Consider the following 17,515-nt stretch of genomic DNA (forward strand, 5'->3'; position numbering starts at 1 on the left):
GTTGTGTGGCCCGCACAATCCGTCGGCGGCTACAGTGCCCGGAATGGACAGCGACACAGGCACCCCCGCCCGGGAGCCGACCCTGCGCAACGTCGGGGCGGTCGCAACCCTGGCGGTGCAGCGCATGGAGCGTGAGCACCAGTGGTATCGCGAGCTGTCCGCGCAGGACCGTTCCTGGGTGGGACTGGTCGCTCAGGCCGGCATCCACGCCTTCCTCACCTGGTATCGGCAGAACGACGACTCGTTGCCGGTCACCGCCGACGTCTTCGGCACCGCACCGCGCGAGCTGGCGCACACCATCACCCTGCGGCAGACCCTCGACCTGGTGCGCACGACGATCGGCGTCGTGGAGGAGCAGGTCAGTCTGCTGGCCGAGCCGGGCGAGGAGGCGCAGGTGCGGGACTCCCTGTTGCGCTACTCACGGGAGCTGGCCTTCGCCGCCGCCCAGATCTATGCCGCCGCTGCGGAGTCTCGTGGCGCCTGGGACGCCCGGCTGGAGTCCCTCGTGGTCCACGCCGTGGTGCGCGGTGAGGCTGATGATGCCTTGCAGTCCCGGGCGGCCGAGTTGGGCTGGGAGCAGGTGTCCGACGTGGCGGTCGTCGTGGGTGCCGCCCCGCAGCGCAGCAGTGCCGAGGTGGCTGACGCCCTGCGCAGCACGGCTGTCCGCAAGGGTTTGGAGGTGCTCATCGCCGTGCAGGGCAACCGCCTGATCGTGGTGCTGGGCAGTGTCGGTGACCCGCTGGCCAGCGCCGCCGACCTGGCCGGTCAGTTCGGCCCCGGCCCCGTCGTTGTCGGTCCCCGCGTGCCGCACCTGTTCGCGGCGGGCCGCTCGGCGCGCTCGGCCCTGTCCGGGCTCGATGCTGCCGCCGGCTGGCCGGACGTTCCCCGCCCCGTGGCGGCGGACGACCTGCTCGCCGAGCGGGCTCTCAACGGCGACGGCCCGGCCCGTCGTCTGCTGGTGGATCGCGTCTATCGCCAGCTGGCTCAGCACCCGGACCTGCTCGAGACCGCCACGGCCTATCTGGAGTCCGGCGGGCGGCTGGAGGCCACCGGACGGGAGCTGTTCGTCCATCCCAACACCGTGCGCTACCGGCTGGGCCGGATCGCCGAGGTCGTCGACCTCGACCTGACCCGCGCCCGAGAGGCGTGGATCGTCCGCGTGGCGCTGGTCTACGGGCGGATCGCGGCCGGCTCGTGGCGCCGCGGCACCGGATGATCACCCGCCGTGCGCGGCCGGGCCCTCGCGCGGCTGCGCGTGGCCGGGTTCGGTTGTAGGTTCTCTACAAGAAACGCCAGGAGTTGTGGTGGGTAACGGCGTCGTTGCGTCAGGGCCCCGGACGGGAGAGTGGACCTCGTGCTTGTGATCGTTGCGCCCGGACAGGGCTCCCAGACCCCCGGCTTCCTCTCCCCCTGGCTTGAGCTGGACGGGCTCGGGGACCGGCTGGACTGGATGTCGGCCGTCGCCGGACTCGATCTCGTGACCCACGGCACCACCTCTGACGCCGACACCATCCGGGACACCGCCGTCGCCCAGCCGCTCCTCGTCGCAGCGGGCCTGCTGACCCTGCCGGCGCTCTTCGCGGACCCGGCCGAGGTGACCAGCCGGGTCGGTGCCTGGGCCGGGCACTCCGTGGGTGAAATCACTGCGGCCGCCGCCGCGGGCGTGCTGGGCACCGAGCAGTCCATGGTCTTCGTCCGCGAGCGGGGCCGGCTGATGGCCGAGGCCGCCGCCGCAAACCCGACCGGCATGAGCGCGGTCCTGGGTGGCGACCCCGACGAGGTCACCACGGTGCTGGAGGGACACGGGCTGACCCCGGCCAACATCAATGGCGGCGGTCAGGTCGTCGCGGCCGGCACCACCGAACAGCTCACCGCCCTCCAGGAGGCGCCCCCGACCCGGGCTCGGGTGATCCCGCTGCAGGTTGCCGGCGCCTTCCACACCCACCACATGGGCAGCGCCGTCGACCAACTCGGCCGCTATGCCGGCGCCATCAGCACCCAGGACCCGCGGACGGCCCTGGTGTCCAACGCCGACGGGCAGGTCGTCACGGACGGTCGCGAGTTCCTCCAGCGACTGGTGACCCAGGTGAGCAACCCGGTGCGGTGGGACCTGTGCATGCAGACCTTCGCCGAGCTCGGCGTGACCGGCCTCATCGAGCTTGCCCCTGCAGGCACCCTGACAGGCCTGGCCAAGCGTGCCCTCAAGGGCGTCGAACTGTTGGCCCTGAAGACCCTGGACGACCTCGAGGCCGCCCACCGCATGATCGGCGAGCACGGCAACGCCGCGACAGACTCCCAGGAGGACGCACAGTGACCGCCCAGCCCAAGGCAGACCAGCCCACCCTGACGGTTCCGGATGGGCCGCGACACGCCCGCATCCACGGCGTCGGGGGCTATCGCCCCGAGCGCATCGTCACCAACGAGGAGATCTGCCAGCACATCGACTCCAGCGACGAGTGGATCCAGCAGCGCTCCGGCATCAAGGAGCGACGCTTCGCCCGCGCAGACGAGACCGTGGTGGACATGGCCGAGGCAGCCTCGCGCGACGCGATCGCGATGGCCGGCATCACCCCGGACCAGATCTCGGTGGTGCTCATGGCGACCGTGACCCACCCCTACCAGACCCCGGCGGCCGCGCCGATCCTGGCTGAGCGCCTGGGCACCAACGGCCCGGCCGCGTTCGACATCTCTGCCGCGTGCGCGGGCTACTGCTACGGCATCTCCCTGGCCAACGACATGGTGCGGGCCGGCAGCGCGGACTACGTCCTGGTCGTCGGTGTGGAGAAGCTGTCGGACTTCACCGACAAGCACGACCGCGGCAGCGCGTTCATCTTCGGTGACGGCGCGGGCGCGGCCATCGTCGGTCCCTCCGACTTCCCCGGCATCGGCCCCACGATCTGGGGCTCGGACGGTGAAAACTGGGACAAGATCATGCAGAAGGAGCCGTGGACCGGGCTGCGCGCGGACATGACTTCCGCCGACGCCGGCTCCGTCGAGTGGCCCCACTTCGCGATGCAGGGCCAGTCCGTCTTCCGCTGGGCGGTCTACACCATCGCCCCGGTCGTCGACCAGGCGCTGGCCGCCGCGGGCGTCACTGCCCACGACCTGGACGTCTTCATTCCCCACCAGGCCAACATGCGGATCACCGACGCGATGATCAAGCACATCGGCATCCCGCCGGAGATCCCGGTGGCCAGGGATATCGCCGAGACCGGCAACACCTCGGCGGCCTCGGTCCCGCTGGCCACCGCCCGCATGCTCAACGCAGGAGAGGCACCGCACGGCGGTCTGGCGCTCCAGTTCGGCTTCGGTGCCGGCCTGGTCTATGCCGCGCAGGTCGTCATCCTCCCCTGACCCCCGATTCCCGAGGCCCGGCGGGACGACACCGGGTCAGCCCAACCCAGCAGAGACAAGGAGCACGCCACATGGCACTGAACGAGCAGGAGATCCTCGCCGGACTCGCCGAGATCGTCAACGAGGAGACCGGCATCGAGGCTGACGCCGTGGAGATGGACAAGTCCTTCCAGGAGGACCTGGACATCGACTCGCTGTCGATGATGCAGGTGGTCGTCAACGCCGAGGACAAGTTCGGTGTCCGCATCCCCGACGACGAGGTCAAGAACCTCACCCACGTCAAGGACGCGGTCAACTTCATCATCAACGCCCAGGGCTGATCCGTTGCGCCCACCGGCCACCCGGCATACCGCTGGAGTGCAGCCGGTGGGCCGCACGGCTCCCAGCCCGCACCCACACTCGCACCACCCCACCGAGGAGTAGCAGATGTCAGCGAACCCCCAGCGTCGGGTCGTCGTCACCGGTCTGGGAACCACCAGCCCGGTCGGCGGCAACGTCGAGGAGACCTGGCAGGCCATCCAGTCTGGTCAGTCCGGAGCCCGCACCCTGGAGCAGGACTGGGTCGCCGAGTATGAGATTCCGGTGACCTTCGCGGCGAGCGTGCACACGCCGCCCGGAGATGTGCTCTCCAAGGTGGAGGTGCGCCGCAACGACCCTGCCGGTCAGTATGCGCTCATCGCCTCCCGCGAGGCCTGGGCTCACGCCGGCTCCCCCGAGGTCGAGCCGGAGCGTCTCGGCGTCGCCATCGGCTCCGGCATCGGCGGCGTGTGGACCCTGCTGGACCAGTGGGACAACCTGCGCACCAAGGGACCCCGCCGCGTCTTCCCGCTGGCCGTGCCCATGCTCATGCCCAACGGCCCGGCCGCGGCCGTCTCCCTCGACCTTGGTGCCCGGGCCGGCGCCCACACCCCCGTCAGCGCCTGCGCCTCGGGTGCGGAGGGGATCGGTCTGGCGCTCAACATGATCCGCTCCGGGCGCGCCGACGTCATGGTGGCCGGGGGCACGGAGGCCGCGGTGCACCCGCTGCCGATCGCCGCGTTCGCCGCGATGATGGCGCTGTCCAAGCGCAACGACGATCCGGCGGGCGCCTCTCGTCCCTATGACGTCTCACGCGACGGTTTCGTGCTCGGTGAGGGCGCTGCCGTGCTCGTCCTCGAGGCTGAGGAGCACGCCAAGGCCCGTGGTGCCACGATCTATGGCGAGGTAGCCGGGGTCGGCATGTCAGCCGACGCCTATCACATCACCGCCGGCGAGCCGGAGGGTCGCGGCGCTGCGCGCGCGATGCTCGAGGCCACGGAAGATGCCGACCTGAGCACCGCTGACATCCTGCACATCAACGCCCACGCGACGTCCACGCCGGTCGGCGATGCCGCCGAGGCCAAGGCGATCGCCCGTGCCTTTGGCTCGCACAGCAGCGAGATCCCGATCACCGCCACCAAGTCGATGACCGGACACCTGCTCGGTGCTGCGGGCGCGATCGAGGCCGTGCTGACGATCTTGACCCTGCACCACCGCTCGATCCCCGCCACGATCAACCTGCAGGAGCAGGACCCGGAGATCCCGGTCGACGTGGTGACCGGCTCTTCCCGGGAACTGCCCTCCGGGGACCTCGCGGCGCTGAGCAACAGCTTCGGCTTCGGCGGTGCCAACGTGGCGCTCACCTTCCGCAGCGCCTGATGCCTGCCCGCACCGGGTTTCTCCGCCAAGCTGCGGACATCCCCGATCCCTAGGGGATATCGTGCGCCGCCTCCCGCGGCACGGCTCGGACCCAGGTCCGGATGAACCGCCGCGGCACGTCCTCGGGCAGTTGACCCGGCAAACCCTTGGTCAGGTCCGACTGACTTGAGGTCCGGACGAGCGGTTTGCTGCCGTCCGGCCGGATCGGTGAGCGAACTCCAGGTGTCACTGTCGCTCCACGGATGCTGGGCTTGACCCCGGGAATGCTGGCCGAGTGCCAGCCGCCGGACCCACCCCTCGCTCGTGGCGCGTCCTTCTGGGCGCCGACGTCATGCAGCACCTCGTCGAACTCCTCGCTCGGGATCGTAGGCGCAAAGTCCTTCCGGGTGTATCGGCGGTCATTCGCGGGCGTAGCCATGTGGTGCCATCTACGCCAGGTCTCGATCTCGTCGTCGCTGATGATCGAGTGCTTCACGTAACTGTTGAACGGTGAGAAGTACGCAGGTACCAAGGAATTCTCATACTGCTTCTCGGCCCGAGAGATCTCTGCGAACTTCGCAGGATGGTGCCGCGTGAGGTAGGCACTGAACTCCTTCGCTGTGACATACCGGTGCCCGAACCACGGCGTGGCGTGGTGAATGGCCTCGTCCACGAAGGCGACGTACCCCAACTCGGGGACATCACCTGGCAACTCGATGCGCGACGGAGCTCCCAGTTCCTTCCGCGCGTGGCGGAGATCATCGCTGAACTCCGCCGGCAGGGTCCGATTGCTGTCCTTATCGCTCAGGACCTGCTCGTCGTGGTCGACTGACGGTGGTGGGTTGAGGACGTGTTCCGGCCCACGCGTCCGGTGCCCTGGCATGTGGTAGTTGAGGTTGACGAAGAGGCTTTGGCCCCTCGTGTCCTTGTGGAACCCGGCCATGTCCTTCGGGCGGCTCCGGATGTAGTGGAGTTCGATGAGGATCACCCATTCGCTGTTTGGCAGCCCCGCGAGCCGCAGGTACTCCACCTGCTCGGCATCGATCATCGTCTTGAGCGAGTTCTCCACCACCAGGCTCCCGAGTTCGCCACCAAGCACGAAGGGACCGAAGTCCACCCCTGCCGACCGTGCGACTGTGCCACCCCCGCTCAGCGGCGTGAACCTCGTCATCGGGGTCTCCTTGCCCTTCTGCTGCGTGAGCCGGGTGAAGATCTCCCCGGTCTCAGCATCCCGTCTTTTCTTGTCCTCCTCCTTGCTGTCCTCCTGTGTGCGCGTCGCCGGCCGGAGTTCTGTCTCAGAGTTGGGAAGCCGGTCCAATACCACGCCGCCGATACAGAACTCAGTGGTGGCCTCCGAGACCTCCCCTCTCCTGATCAGGTCCTCCAAGGCGCTGACCAGTGTGGTCTGGACCTCGATCGCCGGGCCCTCGCGAATCTTGGGGACGGCGAGCCTCGTGAGCAAGTCCTGCGACTCCTTGGAGCGTTGCACCGACAGCTGCTGGCCGTCGAGCCACCTTGAGACGGTCGCGTTGCCGGCCTCCGCCTGCACCCTCAGGACGTCGCTGGGGACTGGCCGCATGCCGAGGGTCCCGCCCTCTCCGGCGCGGCTGGTCGTCAGCGCACGAACTGGTCGGGCAGGTTGTCTCAGGTCTCCTGGTCGGCGTGCGTACATGCGCTCCCTCGATCTGACACACCCAGGCTACGGCGACGGCTTCGGCCAGGGTGGGCAGAGTTGCCTGCCCGTTCGCGCACGCCCCATCAGTGAGCGGCCAACTACAGCTCCCTGCCCTCGGCCAGGCCCCGGCGACGACGGACTCGGCCACCGCGGGGTAGCGTTTCGTGCCTATGCACATCCTCCGGGTCGCCAACTTCGTCAGCCCCACCTCAGGCGGCATCAAGACCGCGCTGCGGCACTGGGGCGAGGGCTATCGCGCCCGTGGACACCAGGTCTCCCTGATCATCCCGGCGACCAAGGGCGACGAGCCGGTCACCGAGGAGAGCCAGGGCACCGTCTACCGTGTCCCCGCCACGGCCATTCCTGGCACGGGCTACTCGCTCATGTGGAGCCGGGCCCGCCTCGGCGCGCTGATGGACCGGATCAACCCCGACTCCCTCGAGGTGTCCGACCGCTCCACCACCCGCTGGATGGGGCGCTGGGCCCGCCGCCGGGACATCGGCAGCATCATGATCAGCCACGAGAACATGACCGGCATCATGGTCCGCCGCACCCCGGTCCCCGACGTGCCTGCCGTCTGGATGGCGGACTTCATCAACACCCACAGCGCCAACGACTACGACGCGATCGTCTGCCCCAGCCGGTTTGCGGCCGAGGAGTTCCACCGCCTCGGTGTCCCCGCCCGCATCGTCGACCTCGGCGTGGACCTGGACGTCTTCCACCCCGACGACTCCTACGAGCACCTCACCCCCGGTGGGCGCGTGCGCACCGAGGACGAGGGGCTGCACATCATCCACTGCGGTCGCCTGGCCCCGGAGAAGAACCCGCAGCTGTCCATCGAGACGCTCCGTCACCTGGTGCGCGGCGGCGTCAGGGCCCACCTGACCGTGCTGGGCCACGGGCCGCTGCGTGACGAGTTGATCGAGAAGTCCCAGGACCTGCCGGTGACCTTCCACGCCTACATCAACTCTCGCTCCGAGCTGGCCGCGGTGATGCGCCGGGCTGACGTCGCGATTGCACCCGGTCCGTTGGAGACGTTCGGTCTGGCGGCGCTGGAGGCACTGGCCTGCGGCGTGCCGACCGTCTGTCCCGACGAAGGCGCCTTGGCCGAGGTCGTGCGTGATGGTGGCATCGCCGCGCCGTCCGACCCGGCGAAGTTCGCCGACGCGGTACTCACGCTCAGCACTCGACCGGACGCTCGCCGCCTGGCCCGCGAGCAGGCCGAAACCTTTAGCTGGGAACACTCCTCGGACGAGATGCTCGCGATCCACGGTGAGCTGGCAGTGCTGCACTCCAGGAGGTAAGACAGCACCCGCACGGCCCAGTGCGCGCCACGGTGAGAGACACCGAAACCGCTCGTGGGGAAGCCAGGTGCACTCAGAGAGCACCAGACTGACCCATGAGCTCGGTCACCCGACCGATCAGGACACGACCGCGTCAGGTCAGGTCAGGTCAGGTCAGGTCAGCCGACCTTGTGGAGCCACTTGACCGGAGCACCCTCGCCTGCGTGGCGGAAGTCTTCCAGCTCGGTGTCCCAGGCCGACCCGAGGGCGCGGTCGAGCTCAGCGGTGAGTACGGCCATGTTGCCGCTGGACTCTTCCACGATGCTGCGGATCCGGTCCTCGTTGACGACGACGTCACCGTTGGCGGACAGGCGGCTGTGGTGGATGCCCAATTCGGGCGTGTGGGTCCAGCGGGCACCGTCGCACCCGCGGCTGGCTTCCTCGACGACCTCATAACGCAGGCCGTCCCAGCCGCGCATGGCGCTGGCAAGGTAGGCCCCGGTGCCGGCGTCGCCGGTCCAGGAGAACTCGGCCCGCATGGTGCCCGGCTGCGCCGGTTGCGAGACCCAGTCCAGGGACACACGGGTGTCGAGTACACCCTCAAGTGCCCACGTGATGTGCGGGCACAACGCAGTAGGGGTGGAGTGAATAAACACCACCCCGCGCGTGACGATACGCGGTGTCACAGCAGACATCCGGAACCTCCTGTGTGGTGCGAGGGACGTCTTCCCCAACGGCCTCAAACCACACGCGACGAGTGCCGCGTCCTGTGACACGACCCATTGTGCTCTCTTGTCACACCAGTATCAAGTGCACCGGCGCGCCGCAGTCAGCGACACGCCGCTGGGCGCCCCGCGAAGCTCGGCTGCACCGTGCCCGCCTGGGCGGGCACGGTGCGCTCAGTTCAGCCCAGAGGAGCACGCAGCTGGGCGACGGCGACCGAGTTCCAGATGAGGTGGGACACCTCGTCGTCACGGACAGCAAGCACCGTGCCACCCTGACGCAGCACCATCAGCGCGATCTGCGACAGCAGGTCGTATGCCGCGGTGCCACCGGGCAGAGCACGCTCGCCGTCGCGGACCCGCTCGACCGCACCGGTGACCTCGTCGATCCGACCGTAGATGTCCACGGTGAAGTTGAAGATCAAGGTGTCCACGAGCCCACGGGTCGCCGCGGTGGCGATGTCCACGAGGTCCGTGGCCACCAGCCCGCTGGAGACCGTGTCGGCGATCGTGTGCAGCCGAGAGTCCGCCCGTTCGGCGTGGATCTTTGCCAGCTCCGCGCGGACCTGCTCGTCCAACTGGTCGGCACCGAGGCGCTCGGCCGCGCCCTGGAGCTGGATCACGTCGCGGTCGAACTGGTCGGCGAACTGGCTCAGCAGCGGCTCGACGCCAAACACAAAGAACGGGACGCTGGAAGCCACGCGCCGACGGTTCATCTCTGCCGTGACTGCCTCCGCGACACGGTGGGCATACTTGCCCAGCAGGGCCTTCTTGCCTTCATCCCCCACGAGCCCGCGGTTCTTGTCCCGACCCCGGATGCTGTCCCGGTTCGTCGCGTCCGCAGCATCGCTGGGATAGTCCCCGTCCAGTTCCAGCTCGGTGATCCGAGCGTCGGCAGTGGCGTGCCACAGGCTCCAGCCGTTGGCCGCCAGGATCAGCCCATAGGCCTCGTGAGGGAAGGTCACCGAGCGCAGAAGCTGTCCGAGATCGAAGTGGTCCGCCAGCTGCGACTGCGGCAGGAGGCTATTAGGAAGGACAAAGACCTCGTTGACCTCGGGGGCCAGGAAGATTGCGAGTGAGGACGACAGGGAACCCCACAGGTCGCTGTCGCGGTCGACGGACTCCCACTGAGCACGCAGCTTCTCGACCAGAGCGTGCGAGGCACCGTCCTGCTTCAGACGCCGAACCGCGTCGTCGACAGCGCTCTTGACGGCCGTCTGGCTGGCGCTGCGCTCCTGCGGGTTGGGCGATGTCGGCACATAGATGGTCAGGGCGTGCTCAGTCCGGGCGCTGAGCCTGTCGAGGTCGTCGGAGGAGGGCAGTTGGTGGTGCGTGGTCATGCGGCAGGCCTCTCACTGAGATGACCGTCGAGGCCTGTCCGGCAGGTGCCGATCCGGGGCCTCGCGGCCGGGCGGGTCCGGACGACTCCCAGCCTAGTGACCGGCATGAGGGGTGGGCCAGGCGGGGCTTGAACCCGCGACCGACGGATTATGAGTCCGCTGCTCTAACCGGCTGAGCTACTGGCCCCTCGACGGCCGATGGTAACCCGCCGAGAGCGCCACCAACTCGTTGCCGCGGGCGGCCGAAGGACTCAATTCGGTTACGGCTCGCCGCAACTGCCGCATTTTGTGCACACCCATCAGTAGGGTGCCTGCATGAGCGAAGACGCTACCGGGTTTCCCGAGCCCAGCACCGAACCGCTGGTGGTGCTCCAGGACGTCAATAAGCACTTCGGCGATCTGCATGTGCTCCAGGACATCAACCTGACGGTCCACCGGGGCGAGGTCGTCGTCGTGATCGGGCCCTCGGGCTCGGGCAAGTCGACCCTGTGCCGCACCATCAACCGCCTCGAGACCTACGAGTCCGGCTCCATCACGATCGGTGGTGAGACGCTCCCCGAGGAGGGCAAGGCACTCGCCAAGCTCCGGGCCGACGTCGGCATGGTCTTCCAGTCCTTCAACCTGTTCGCCCACAAGACGATCCTCGAGAACGTCACCCTGGGGCCGACCAAGGTGCGCGGGACCAACAAGGCCGACGCCAAGAAGCGTGCCATGGAGCTCCTGGACCGGGTGGGGGTCGCTCACCAGGCGGCCAAGTACCCAGCGCAGCTCTCCGGCGGCCAGCAGCAGCGCGTGGCCATCGCTCGGTCCCTGGCGATGGAGCCGACCGTCATGCTCTTTGACGAGCCGACCTCGGCCCTCGACCCCGAGATGATCAACGAGGTCCTGGACGTCATGGTCCAGCTGGCCCAGTCGGGCATGACGATGATCGTGGTGACCCACGAGATGGGCTTCGCTCGCAAGGCAGCCGACCGCGTGGTCTTCATGGCCGACGGCGCCATCCTCGAGCAGAACACCCCCGAAGAGTTCTTCACCAACCCGCAGACCGATCGCGCCAAGGACTTCCTCGGCAAGATCCTGACCCACTGACTGCAGTCCGTGACCCCAACTAAGGAGATTCACACGATGAAGCACACCACTTTCCGCATGGCGGTCGCTCTCGCGGCCGGCGCCCTGGTCCTCACTGCCTGTGGCGGTGGCGATGACGAGGACGGCATCACCATCGGCGTCAAGATCGACCAGCCCGGCATGGGCGTCCAGGATGGCGACACCTTCTCCGGCATGGACACCGACATCGCGCGGCACGTGGCGGAGAAGCTCGGCTACAGCGAGGACCAGATCAGCTTCAAGGAGTCGGTCTCCGCCCAGCGCGAGACCATGCTGGACACGGGCCAGGTCGACATGATCGTGGCGACCTACTCGATCACGGACTCGCGCAAGGAGACCGTGCAGTTCGCCGGCCCCTACTTCGTGGCCGGCCAGGACCTCCTGGTCGGGGTCGACAGTGGCATCACCGGGCCGGCAGACCTGGAGGGCAAGCTGCTCTGCTCGGTGGCCGGTTCCACCTCGGCGGAGAACGTCAAGGAGGACTACCCCGACGTCCAGCTGCAGGAGTACGCCAGCTACTCCGAGTGTGTCGAGCAGGTCGCCAACGGCACGCTGGACGCGCTCACCACTGATGACACCATCCTGGCCGGTTTCGCGGCCCAGGAGGCCTACGCCGGCAAGCTGGTCGTCGCCGGTGAGACCTTCAGCACCGAGAACTACGGGATCGGCCTCAACAAGGAGGACGACCGGTGCGAGGAGATCAACGAGATCATCACCGAGATGTGGGATGACGGCACGATGGACGAGATCATCCAGAAGTACCTCGGCCCGGCCAACTACACGCCCAACGCGGACACCAACCCGCCGGAGGCGGGCGGCAACTGCGCCTGAGCGCCGGCCTGACCGGTCGGCATACCCTCCCCACACGGTGGGTATGCCGACCGGCACCGGACCACAAACCCCCTCACTCCCGGGAGTCCCATGCTTGAGCTGATCGAGGAATACGAGTTCGTCGCAGCGTTCTGGATGACCCTCAAGTTGGCTGCCTACTCGGCGTTCTACTCACTCATCCTCGGGACGGTGCTGGCGGTCATGCGCGTCTCGCCGGTGCGCATCTTCCAGTGGCTGGGGTCCTCCTACGTCACGCTGGTCCGCAACACGCCCCTGACCCTGATCGTGGTCTTCTGCAGCCTGGCGCTCTACGGTCAACTGGGGATCACGCTCGCTGATCGGGAGTCCGCCAGCTTCCTGGTCGACAACAACATCCGGCTCGCGATCCTCGGCCTGAGCGCCTACCACGCGGCCTTCGTGTGCGAGGCGCTGCGCAGTGGCGTCAACACCATCCCCCTCGGCCAGGCAGAGGCAGCCCGGTCCATCGGGCTGACCTTCACCCAGAGCCTGCGACAGGTCATCATGCCCCAGGCCTTCCGCGGGGCGGTCACTCCGTTGGGCAACGTGCTCATCGCCCTTATCAAGAACACCACGGTCGTGGCAGCCATCGGCGTTGCTGAGATCGCCTACCGGATGAAGGCGGTGGCCGAGTTCCGACCGGACCTGCTGATGCTCGGTTTTGCCGTCGTGGCGATCGGCTTCGTGATCCTGACACTCCCGCTGGGCATCTTGACCAGCTATCTCTCCGGCCGACTGGCGGTGAAGCGATGACTGACACAACACGCGTCCTGTTCGACGCCCCAGGCCCCAAGGCCCGCATGCGCTACCGCCTCATGGCGGTGGTGGGCATCCTGCTGCTGGCAGCCATCCTGTATGTCGTCTACGACCGGCTCGCGGACAAGGGCCAGTTGGAAGCGGCGCGCTGGGACTGGGTGCTGGGTGCCAGTGCCTGGAAGAACTACCTGATCCCCGGCATCATCGACACCCTCCGCGCAGCCGCGATTGCCATCGTGTGCGCCAGTGTCCTCGCGCTGGCCCTGGCCATGGCGCGGATGTCGGACAACCGGGTGCTGCGTTGGCTGGCCGGCATGATGGTGGAGTTCTTCCGCGCGGTTCCCGTGCTGGTGATGATGCTGTTCATCTTCTACTTCCTGGCCCACCGTGGCTGGTTCCCGAGCAGCATCAACCCCCTCATCGGCGTGGTCGTGGGCCTCACGCTCTACAACTCCGCCGTGCTCTGCGAAGTGATCCGCAACGGCGTGGCGTCACTGCCCTCCGGCCAGCGCGAGGCCGGCTTGGCCATCGGTCTGTCACCGAGTCAGACGCGCCGCACCATCTTGATCCCCCAGTCCTTGACGGCGATGCTGCCGACCCTGGTCAGCCAGGTCATCGTCATCACCAAGGACACGGCGCTGGGCTACATCATCCTCTACCCCGAGCTGCTCACCCGGGCCCGCAACCTCGGCTCGCTGGAGTCGGCGACACTGCCGGCCTATGTCGTGGTCGCAGTCCTGTTCATCCTGCTCAACTACGCCCTCAGCAAGCTGGCCGAGTGGATCGAGAACCGGCAGCGCCGCCGGGCCCGGTCCGCAGGCAAGGTTGGCAGCGCCAACGAGCCCCCACCTGTCGCGCCCATCCCGGCGCCATCTGGGGCTGGCGGCGGTGGCGCGGTCGGGTAGTCCCGCCGATAGCAAATGGCCCGGATCTCGCGAGAGATCCGGGCCATTTTCGTGTGCTCCCCCGGTTGGACTCGAACCAACAACCTGCCGGTTAACAGCCGGCTGCTCTGCCAATTGAGCTACAGGGGAATGTGCACACCCTAGAAGGTGGCAGCGAGGAGAGACTCTATCACGCGGTCAGGGGTGGCAAGCCACTCTGGTCACGCAGGGTGGCTCGTGCCACAGCCACCTGCTCAGCAAGCTCGACATCGTCGCTGCGGACCCCACGCCCGGGGACCACCTGGTCCACGAGCTCGCGCGTCGCGAGGTCCTTGCGGATCGCCACCCGGGTCTTGCGCCCCGGCCCCAGGTCGACCTCGCGCACGAGCACGACACTGGACTGCACCCTGTCCCGGAAGGCGTCGGTGAAGATGTGCGTCCCCGAACCGGTGAACTGCCACCGCGTGGGAGTGCCGCCCTCGATCCAGGTCACCCGCAGGATGTCCTGCTCGGGGTCCCACGTGCCGCCGTCGACGTCGAGCCAGGGTCGTGACTCCTGCACTTCCCCGGCGTCGCTGACCACCGTGACGCGGGTGCGGCAGGCCAGCACCCACCGTCCGGTGAGCTCGTCGACCTTCGCCGCGATCAGTTTGTCCCCGTCAGGCACCCCGGCCTCCCGGATCGCTTCGGGTGGACCTTCGCTCTTCTTGCCCCACGCCATGACGCCTCACTCCATCCCGGCACGCAGGCGTGCCCGCTCGCGATACAACATGGTCAGCTCCTCGTTCTTGGCACGCTCTTCCGGACTCCCCGGCTCAGCGCGCTGCAGGGCGCTGAGGGCATCAGAGATGCGCCGCGCGACCCCAGCCTCCACCACCCTGCTCACCAGGGACTCGACATAGCGCTGGGGCGGCTGGCCGGTGCCGGCATCGAGCCGCACGGGCAGCGTGGCGACGGCCAGCTCATGGACCAGTGGCCGCGCAGCCTCACTGGTCGCCGTAGACACTGCTGCAGCCCAGCCCTGGCTGCTCATGGTGCGCGCTGCGGCCAATCCACCACCGGAGCGCACACCCTCCAGAACCGCCCGGTGAGCCGGTGCCCGCATCCCGTCTGACGGCAGCTGCGTCAGCGCTTCGGGTGCGACGGTGCCGGGATACTGCAGGACGACCTGGAGCAACTGGCGCTCGGCAGAGACCAAGGGGTCCCGCAGATCAGGACGAGGCAGCCGCTGCTGCTCCGGGGGGCCATCCTCCGGTGGGCCGTCGTAGGGCGGGCCATCCTCGGGTGGGCCGTCATACTGCGGACCATCCTGCGGTGGACCTGGGTGAGGCGGGCCGGCGTGCTGCGGTGCCCAGCCATTCTGACCGCCGGGTCGCTGCGGCGAGGCACCACGGGGGCCGCTCCGGCCCTGAGACGAGCGTCCGGCACGGGCGGCCTCTGAACCGACCCGTTCGACCGGCATGCCGAGCCAGCCTGCGACGGTGCGGACATACTCCGGTCGTAGCGCAGGGTCCCGGATCCCCGCCAGGATGGGTGCTGCGGCGCGCATCGCCGAGACCCGCTCCTCGGCACGGTCCAGGTCATAGGGGGCGATGGTCGACCGGATGGCGAACTCAAACAGTGGCACCGCGTCCTCGATCAACTCACGGACCGGCTCGTCACCGCCCGACAGTCGCAGGTCGTTGGGATCCTGCCCTGCTGGTGCCACCGCCACATAGGACTGGCTGGCCCAGCGCTGGTCCTCGCGGAACGCACGCATCGCCGCCTTCTGGCCGGCCGCGTCGCCGTCAAAGGTGAAGATGACGCGAGCTGGCGACAGTCCTGCCTCGTCGCGCAGGATGCGCCGGAGCATCTTGATGTGGTCGACTCCAAAGGCTGTCCCGCAGGTGGCCACTGCGGTGTCCACGCCCGCCAGGTGGCAGGCCATCACGTCGGTGTAACCCTCCACGACCACGGCCCGGCGCTGCTCGGCCATCGGCTTCTTGGCCAGGTCGAGTCCATAGAGCACCGAGGTCTTCCGATAGATCGGGGTCTCGGAGGTGTTGAGATACTTGGCCTGGATGCGGTCGTCCTCGAAGATCCGCCGGGCACCAAAGCCCACCGTGTCACCGGTGATGTCCCGGATCGGCCAGAGCACCCGCCCGCGGAACCGGTCATAGAGCCCACGGCTGCTCCGCCCGGACAGTCCGGCGATGACCAGCTCGTCGTCGGTGAACTCCTTGGCCCGGAGGTGGCGGGTCAGCGCCTCACCGGACTGGGGTGCATATCCCACCTGGAAGCGGGCCGCGTCGTCGAGCCCGAAGCCCTTGGCCAGGAGGAAGTCCCGCGCGGTCTGTCCCTCGGGGCTCTCCGCGAAGGCGGAGGCATAGAACTCGGCAGCAGCCCGGTGGGCCTCGACCAGCCTCGCCCGTCGCCCGAGGCCACCCTCGCCGTCGCGACGACCACGCCCGCCCGTGCCCTCGGCATACCTCAGCTCCATCCCGAGCTTGCCGGCGAGCCGCTCCACGGCCTCGGCAAAGGTCAGGTGGTCGATCTTCATCACGAAGGAGATGACGTCCCCACCCTCGCCACAGCCGAAGCAGTGCCAGGCACCGACGGCGGGCCGGATGTTGAAGCTGGGGGTCTTCTCGTCGTGGAACGGGCACAGTCCCTTGAGGGAGCCGGTGCCGCCGGGTCGCAGGGTGACGTGCTCGCGCACGACGTCCTCGATGGACGTGCGTTCCTTGACGGTCTGCACGTCCTCAGGCCTGATCAGTCCGGCCACCGACCCTCCTTCGCGGTTGCCGTGAGTCTAGGCGGTGGGGCCGTCATCCCCCGCCGAGAGGACACAGCCCCCACCGGCTCAGTCCAGGAAGGCACGCACGTCGGCGACGAACCGCTCCGGGTGCTCCAGGTGTGGGCTGTGGCCGCAGTCCTCATAGACGATCTCGGTGAACTCACCCGCGCCCTCGAGCACCGTGCGGAGCTGGCTGACCATCGGCTGGGTCGGGCAGGTCTCCTCCCCGGGATAGCCGGGGATGGCACCGAGCTTGCCGAGCTGAGCCAGATCGAACATCGAGGTGTCAGAGACGATCTGGTCGTCCGCGCCCCGGATCCAGAGCACCGGCGGGGCCGGGTCGAGGTCGGCGAAGGAGCCCTGGTTGAGGTACTTCGGCGACAGCGCGTTGTTGGTGCCCGTCGTGCCCGGCCCCAGTCCCGGCCAGTTCTGCGAGGTCGTGCTGTCACCGGGGTAGATGTCGTCGCCGAGCGTCGTGTCGAGCATGCCGTCCAGATAGCGTTGCTCTGTCTCGCGATCGAAGGTGAACCCCGGCTTCACATAAAAGTTGCGCAGGGTGGTCACGGGGCTGGCCGGGTCATCTCCGCGGTCGCCCTCGGCCAGACGCTTGCAGAAGTCCGGGTTGGCGGTCCCGCCACCGGTGCCGGCGAAGTCCTCGGAGGTGGGGGTGCCGTCAAGCCCGTGAGTGCCCCCGAAGCCGTAGGGCGAGCCCCCCGCCTCCAGGATCAGTCGCCGCACGCGGTGGGGGTGGTCGATCGCGAGCTGCAGCACGATGTTGCCGCCCGCGGACCAGCCGAGCAGGTCGACGGGTTCGGTGATCTCGAGGGCGTCGAGCAGGGCGACCACGTCGTCGGAGAAGTCGGCCATGCCGCGGGTCGCGTCGATGGTCTTGCGCTCCGACCCGCCATAGCCGCGGTAGTCGGGCGCGATGATGCGGTAGGTGTCGGACAGCTCCTCGATCAGGGCGTCGAAAAAGACCGAGGAACTGACATTGCCGTGCACCAGCACCAGCACCGGCGCACTCGGGTCACCGGCCTCTCGCACGAAGGTGTTGAGGCGGGACGTCTGGACCAGGCGGGTCGAGGTCTTCATGGTCCTGATCCTGGCACGGGG

16 protein-coding genes and 2 tRNA genes are annotated in these 17,515 nt (G+C 68.3%); 10 read left to right on the plus strand and 8 right to left on the minus strand.

Annotated elements, in window-relative coordinates; all coding sequences use genetic code 11:
* Positions 1-43: 43 nt before the first annotated feature.
* From FNH13_RS12180 to fabF, 5 genes are all read left to right on the plus strand, one after another.
* On the plus strand, positions 44-1,216 hold the full coding sequence (locus tag FNH13_RS12180; RefSeq protein ID WP_228266381.1) for a PucR family transcriptional regulator: 1,173 nt from the start codon (positions 44-46) through the stop codon (positions 1,214-1,216).
* A 138-nt stretch (positions 1,217-1,354) separates the two neighbouring features.
* Positions 1,355-2,314 (plus strand): ACP S-malonyltransferase, encoded by a 960-nt coding sequence (locus FNH13_RS12185; protein WP_143783664.1) that lies wholly within the window; start codon positions 1,355-1,357, stop codon positions 2,312-2,314.
* Complete coding sequence (locus FNH13_RS12190) at positions 2,311-3,354, plus strand: beta-ketoacyl-ACP synthase III (protein WP_202878773.1); 1,044 nt, start codon at positions 2,311-2,313, stop codon at positions 3,352-3,354. The genes FNH13_RS12185 and FNH13_RS12190 overlap by 4 nt, the downstream gene beginning before the upstream one ends.
* Positions 3,355-3,425: 71 nt before the next feature.
* Positions 3,426-3,674, plus strand: a complete 249-nt coding sequence (locus FNH13_RS12195; protein ID WP_143783665.1) for an acyl carrier protein — start codon at positions 3,426-3,428, stop codon at positions 3,672-3,674.
* A 106-nt stretch (positions 3,675-3,780) separates the two neighbouring features.
* The gene (gene fabF / locus FNH13_RS12200) at positions 3,781-5,031 is read left to right on the plus strand and encodes a beta-ketoacyl-ACP synthase II (protein WP_143783666.1); all 1,251 of its coding nucleotides are present in this window, start codon (positions 3,781-3,783) and stop codon (positions 5,029-5,031) included.
* A 49-nt stretch (positions 5,032-5,080) separates the two neighbouring features.
* Here fabF and FNH13_RS12205 read toward each other — a convergent pair whose 3' ends face one another.
* Positions 5,081-6,589 carry a hypothetical protein gene (locus FNH13_RS12205; protein WP_143783667.1) on the minus strand — a complete coding sequence of 503 codons (1,509 nt, stop codon included), beginning with the start codon at positions 6,587-6,589 and terminating at the stop codon, positions 5,081-5,083.
* 266 nt (positions 6,590-6,855) lie between these two features.
* Between FNH13_RS12205 and FNH13_RS12210 the strand changes: the two genes are divergently transcribed.
* Positions 6,856-7,989: a glycosyltransferase gene (locus FNH13_RS12210; protein WP_143783668.1), complete on the plus strand. Its 1,134-nt coding sequence runs from the start codon at positions 6,856-6,858 to the stop codon at positions 7,987-7,989.
* Between the two features lie 158 nt (positions 7,990-8,147).
* On the opposite strand, the gene FNH13_RS12215 is transcribed toward FNH13_RS12210, so the two are convergent.
* The 3 genes from FNH13_RS12215 to FNH13_RS12225 form a co-directional block, all read right to left on the minus strand.
* Positions 8,148-8,663, minus strand: coding sequence for a DUF3145 domain-containing protein (locus FNH13_RS12215; protein WP_143783669.1), 516 nt, complete (start codon positions 8,661-8,663; stop codon positions 8,148-8,150).
* A gap of 209 nt (positions 8,664-8,872) precedes the next feature.
* Positions 8,873-10,030: a baeRF3 domain-containing protein gene (locus FNH13_RS12220; RefSeq protein WP_143783670.1), complete on the minus strand. Its 1,158-nt coding sequence runs from the start codon at positions 10,028-10,030 to the stop codon at positions 8,873-8,875.
* Positions 10,031-10,143: 113 nt separating this feature from the next.
* Positions 10,144-10,217 (minus strand) — tRNA-Ile (locus FNH13_RS12225).
* A gap of 128 nt (positions 10,218-10,345) precedes the next feature.
* Between FNH13_RS12225 and FNH13_RS12230 the strand changes: the two genes are divergently transcribed.
* From FNH13_RS12230 to FNH13_RS12245, 4 genes are all read left to right on the plus strand, one after another.
* The gene (locus tag FNH13_RS12230; protein WP_143783671.1) at positions 10,346-11,119 is read left to right on the plus strand and encodes an amino acid ABC transporter ATP-binding protein; all 774 of its coding nucleotides are present in this window, start codon (positions 10,346-10,348) and stop codon (positions 11,117-11,119) included.
* Positions 11,120-11,155: 36 nt separating this feature from the next.
* On the plus strand, positions 11,156-11,968 hold the full coding sequence (locus FNH13_RS12235; RefSeq protein ID WP_143783672.1) for a glutamate ABC transporter substrate-binding protein: 813 nt from the start codon (positions 11,156-11,158) through the stop codon (positions 11,966-11,968).
* Between the two features lie 90 nt (positions 11,969-12,058).
* Positions 12,059-12,739 carry an amino acid ABC transporter permease gene (locus tag FNH13_RS12240; protein ID WP_143783673.1) on the plus strand — a complete coding sequence of 227 codons (681 nt, stop codon included), beginning with the start codon at positions 12,059-12,061 and terminating at the stop codon, positions 12,737-12,739.
* Positions 12,736-13,647, plus strand: a complete 912-nt coding sequence (locus FNH13_RS12245; RefSeq protein WP_143783674.1) for an amino acid ABC transporter permease — start codon at positions 12,736-12,738, stop codon at positions 13,645-13,647. The genes FNH13_RS12240 and FNH13_RS12245 overlap by 4 nt, the downstream gene beginning before the upstream one ends.
* Positions 13,648-13,703: 56 nt before the next feature.
* Here the strand turns inward: FNH13_RS12245 and FNH13_RS12250 are convergent.
* The 4 genes from FNH13_RS12250 to FNH13_RS12265 form a co-directional block, all read right to left on the minus strand.
* A tRNA-Asn gene (locus FNH13_RS12250) sits at positions 13,704-13,776 on the minus strand.
* A 40-nt stretch (positions 13,777-13,816) separates the two neighbouring features.
* Positions 13,817-14,347, minus strand: coding sequence for a hypothetical protein (locus FNH13_RS12255; RefSeq protein ID WP_143783675.1), 531 nt, complete (start codon positions 14,345-14,347; stop codon positions 13,817-13,819).
* A 6-nt stretch (positions 14,348-14,353) separates the two neighbouring features.
* Positions 14,354-16,390, minus strand: coding sequence for a DNA primase (dnaG, locus tag FNH13_RS12260; protein ID WP_143783676.1), 2,037 nt, complete (start codon positions 16,388-16,390; stop codon positions 14,354-14,356).
* A 78-nt stretch (positions 16,391-16,468) separates the two neighbouring features.
* Complete coding sequence (locus FNH13_RS12265; RefSeq protein WP_143783677.1) at positions 16,469-17,494, minus strand: alpha/beta fold hydrolase; 1,026 nt, start codon at positions 17,492-17,494, stop codon at positions 16,469-16,471.
* Positions 17,495-17,515 lie beyond the last annotated feature (21 nt).

This window comes from Ornithinimicrobium ciconiae, from assembly GCF_007197575.1.
GTDB lineage: Bacteria > Actinomycetota > Actinomycetes > Actinomycetales > Dermatophilaceae > Ornithinicoccus > Ornithinicoccus ciconiae.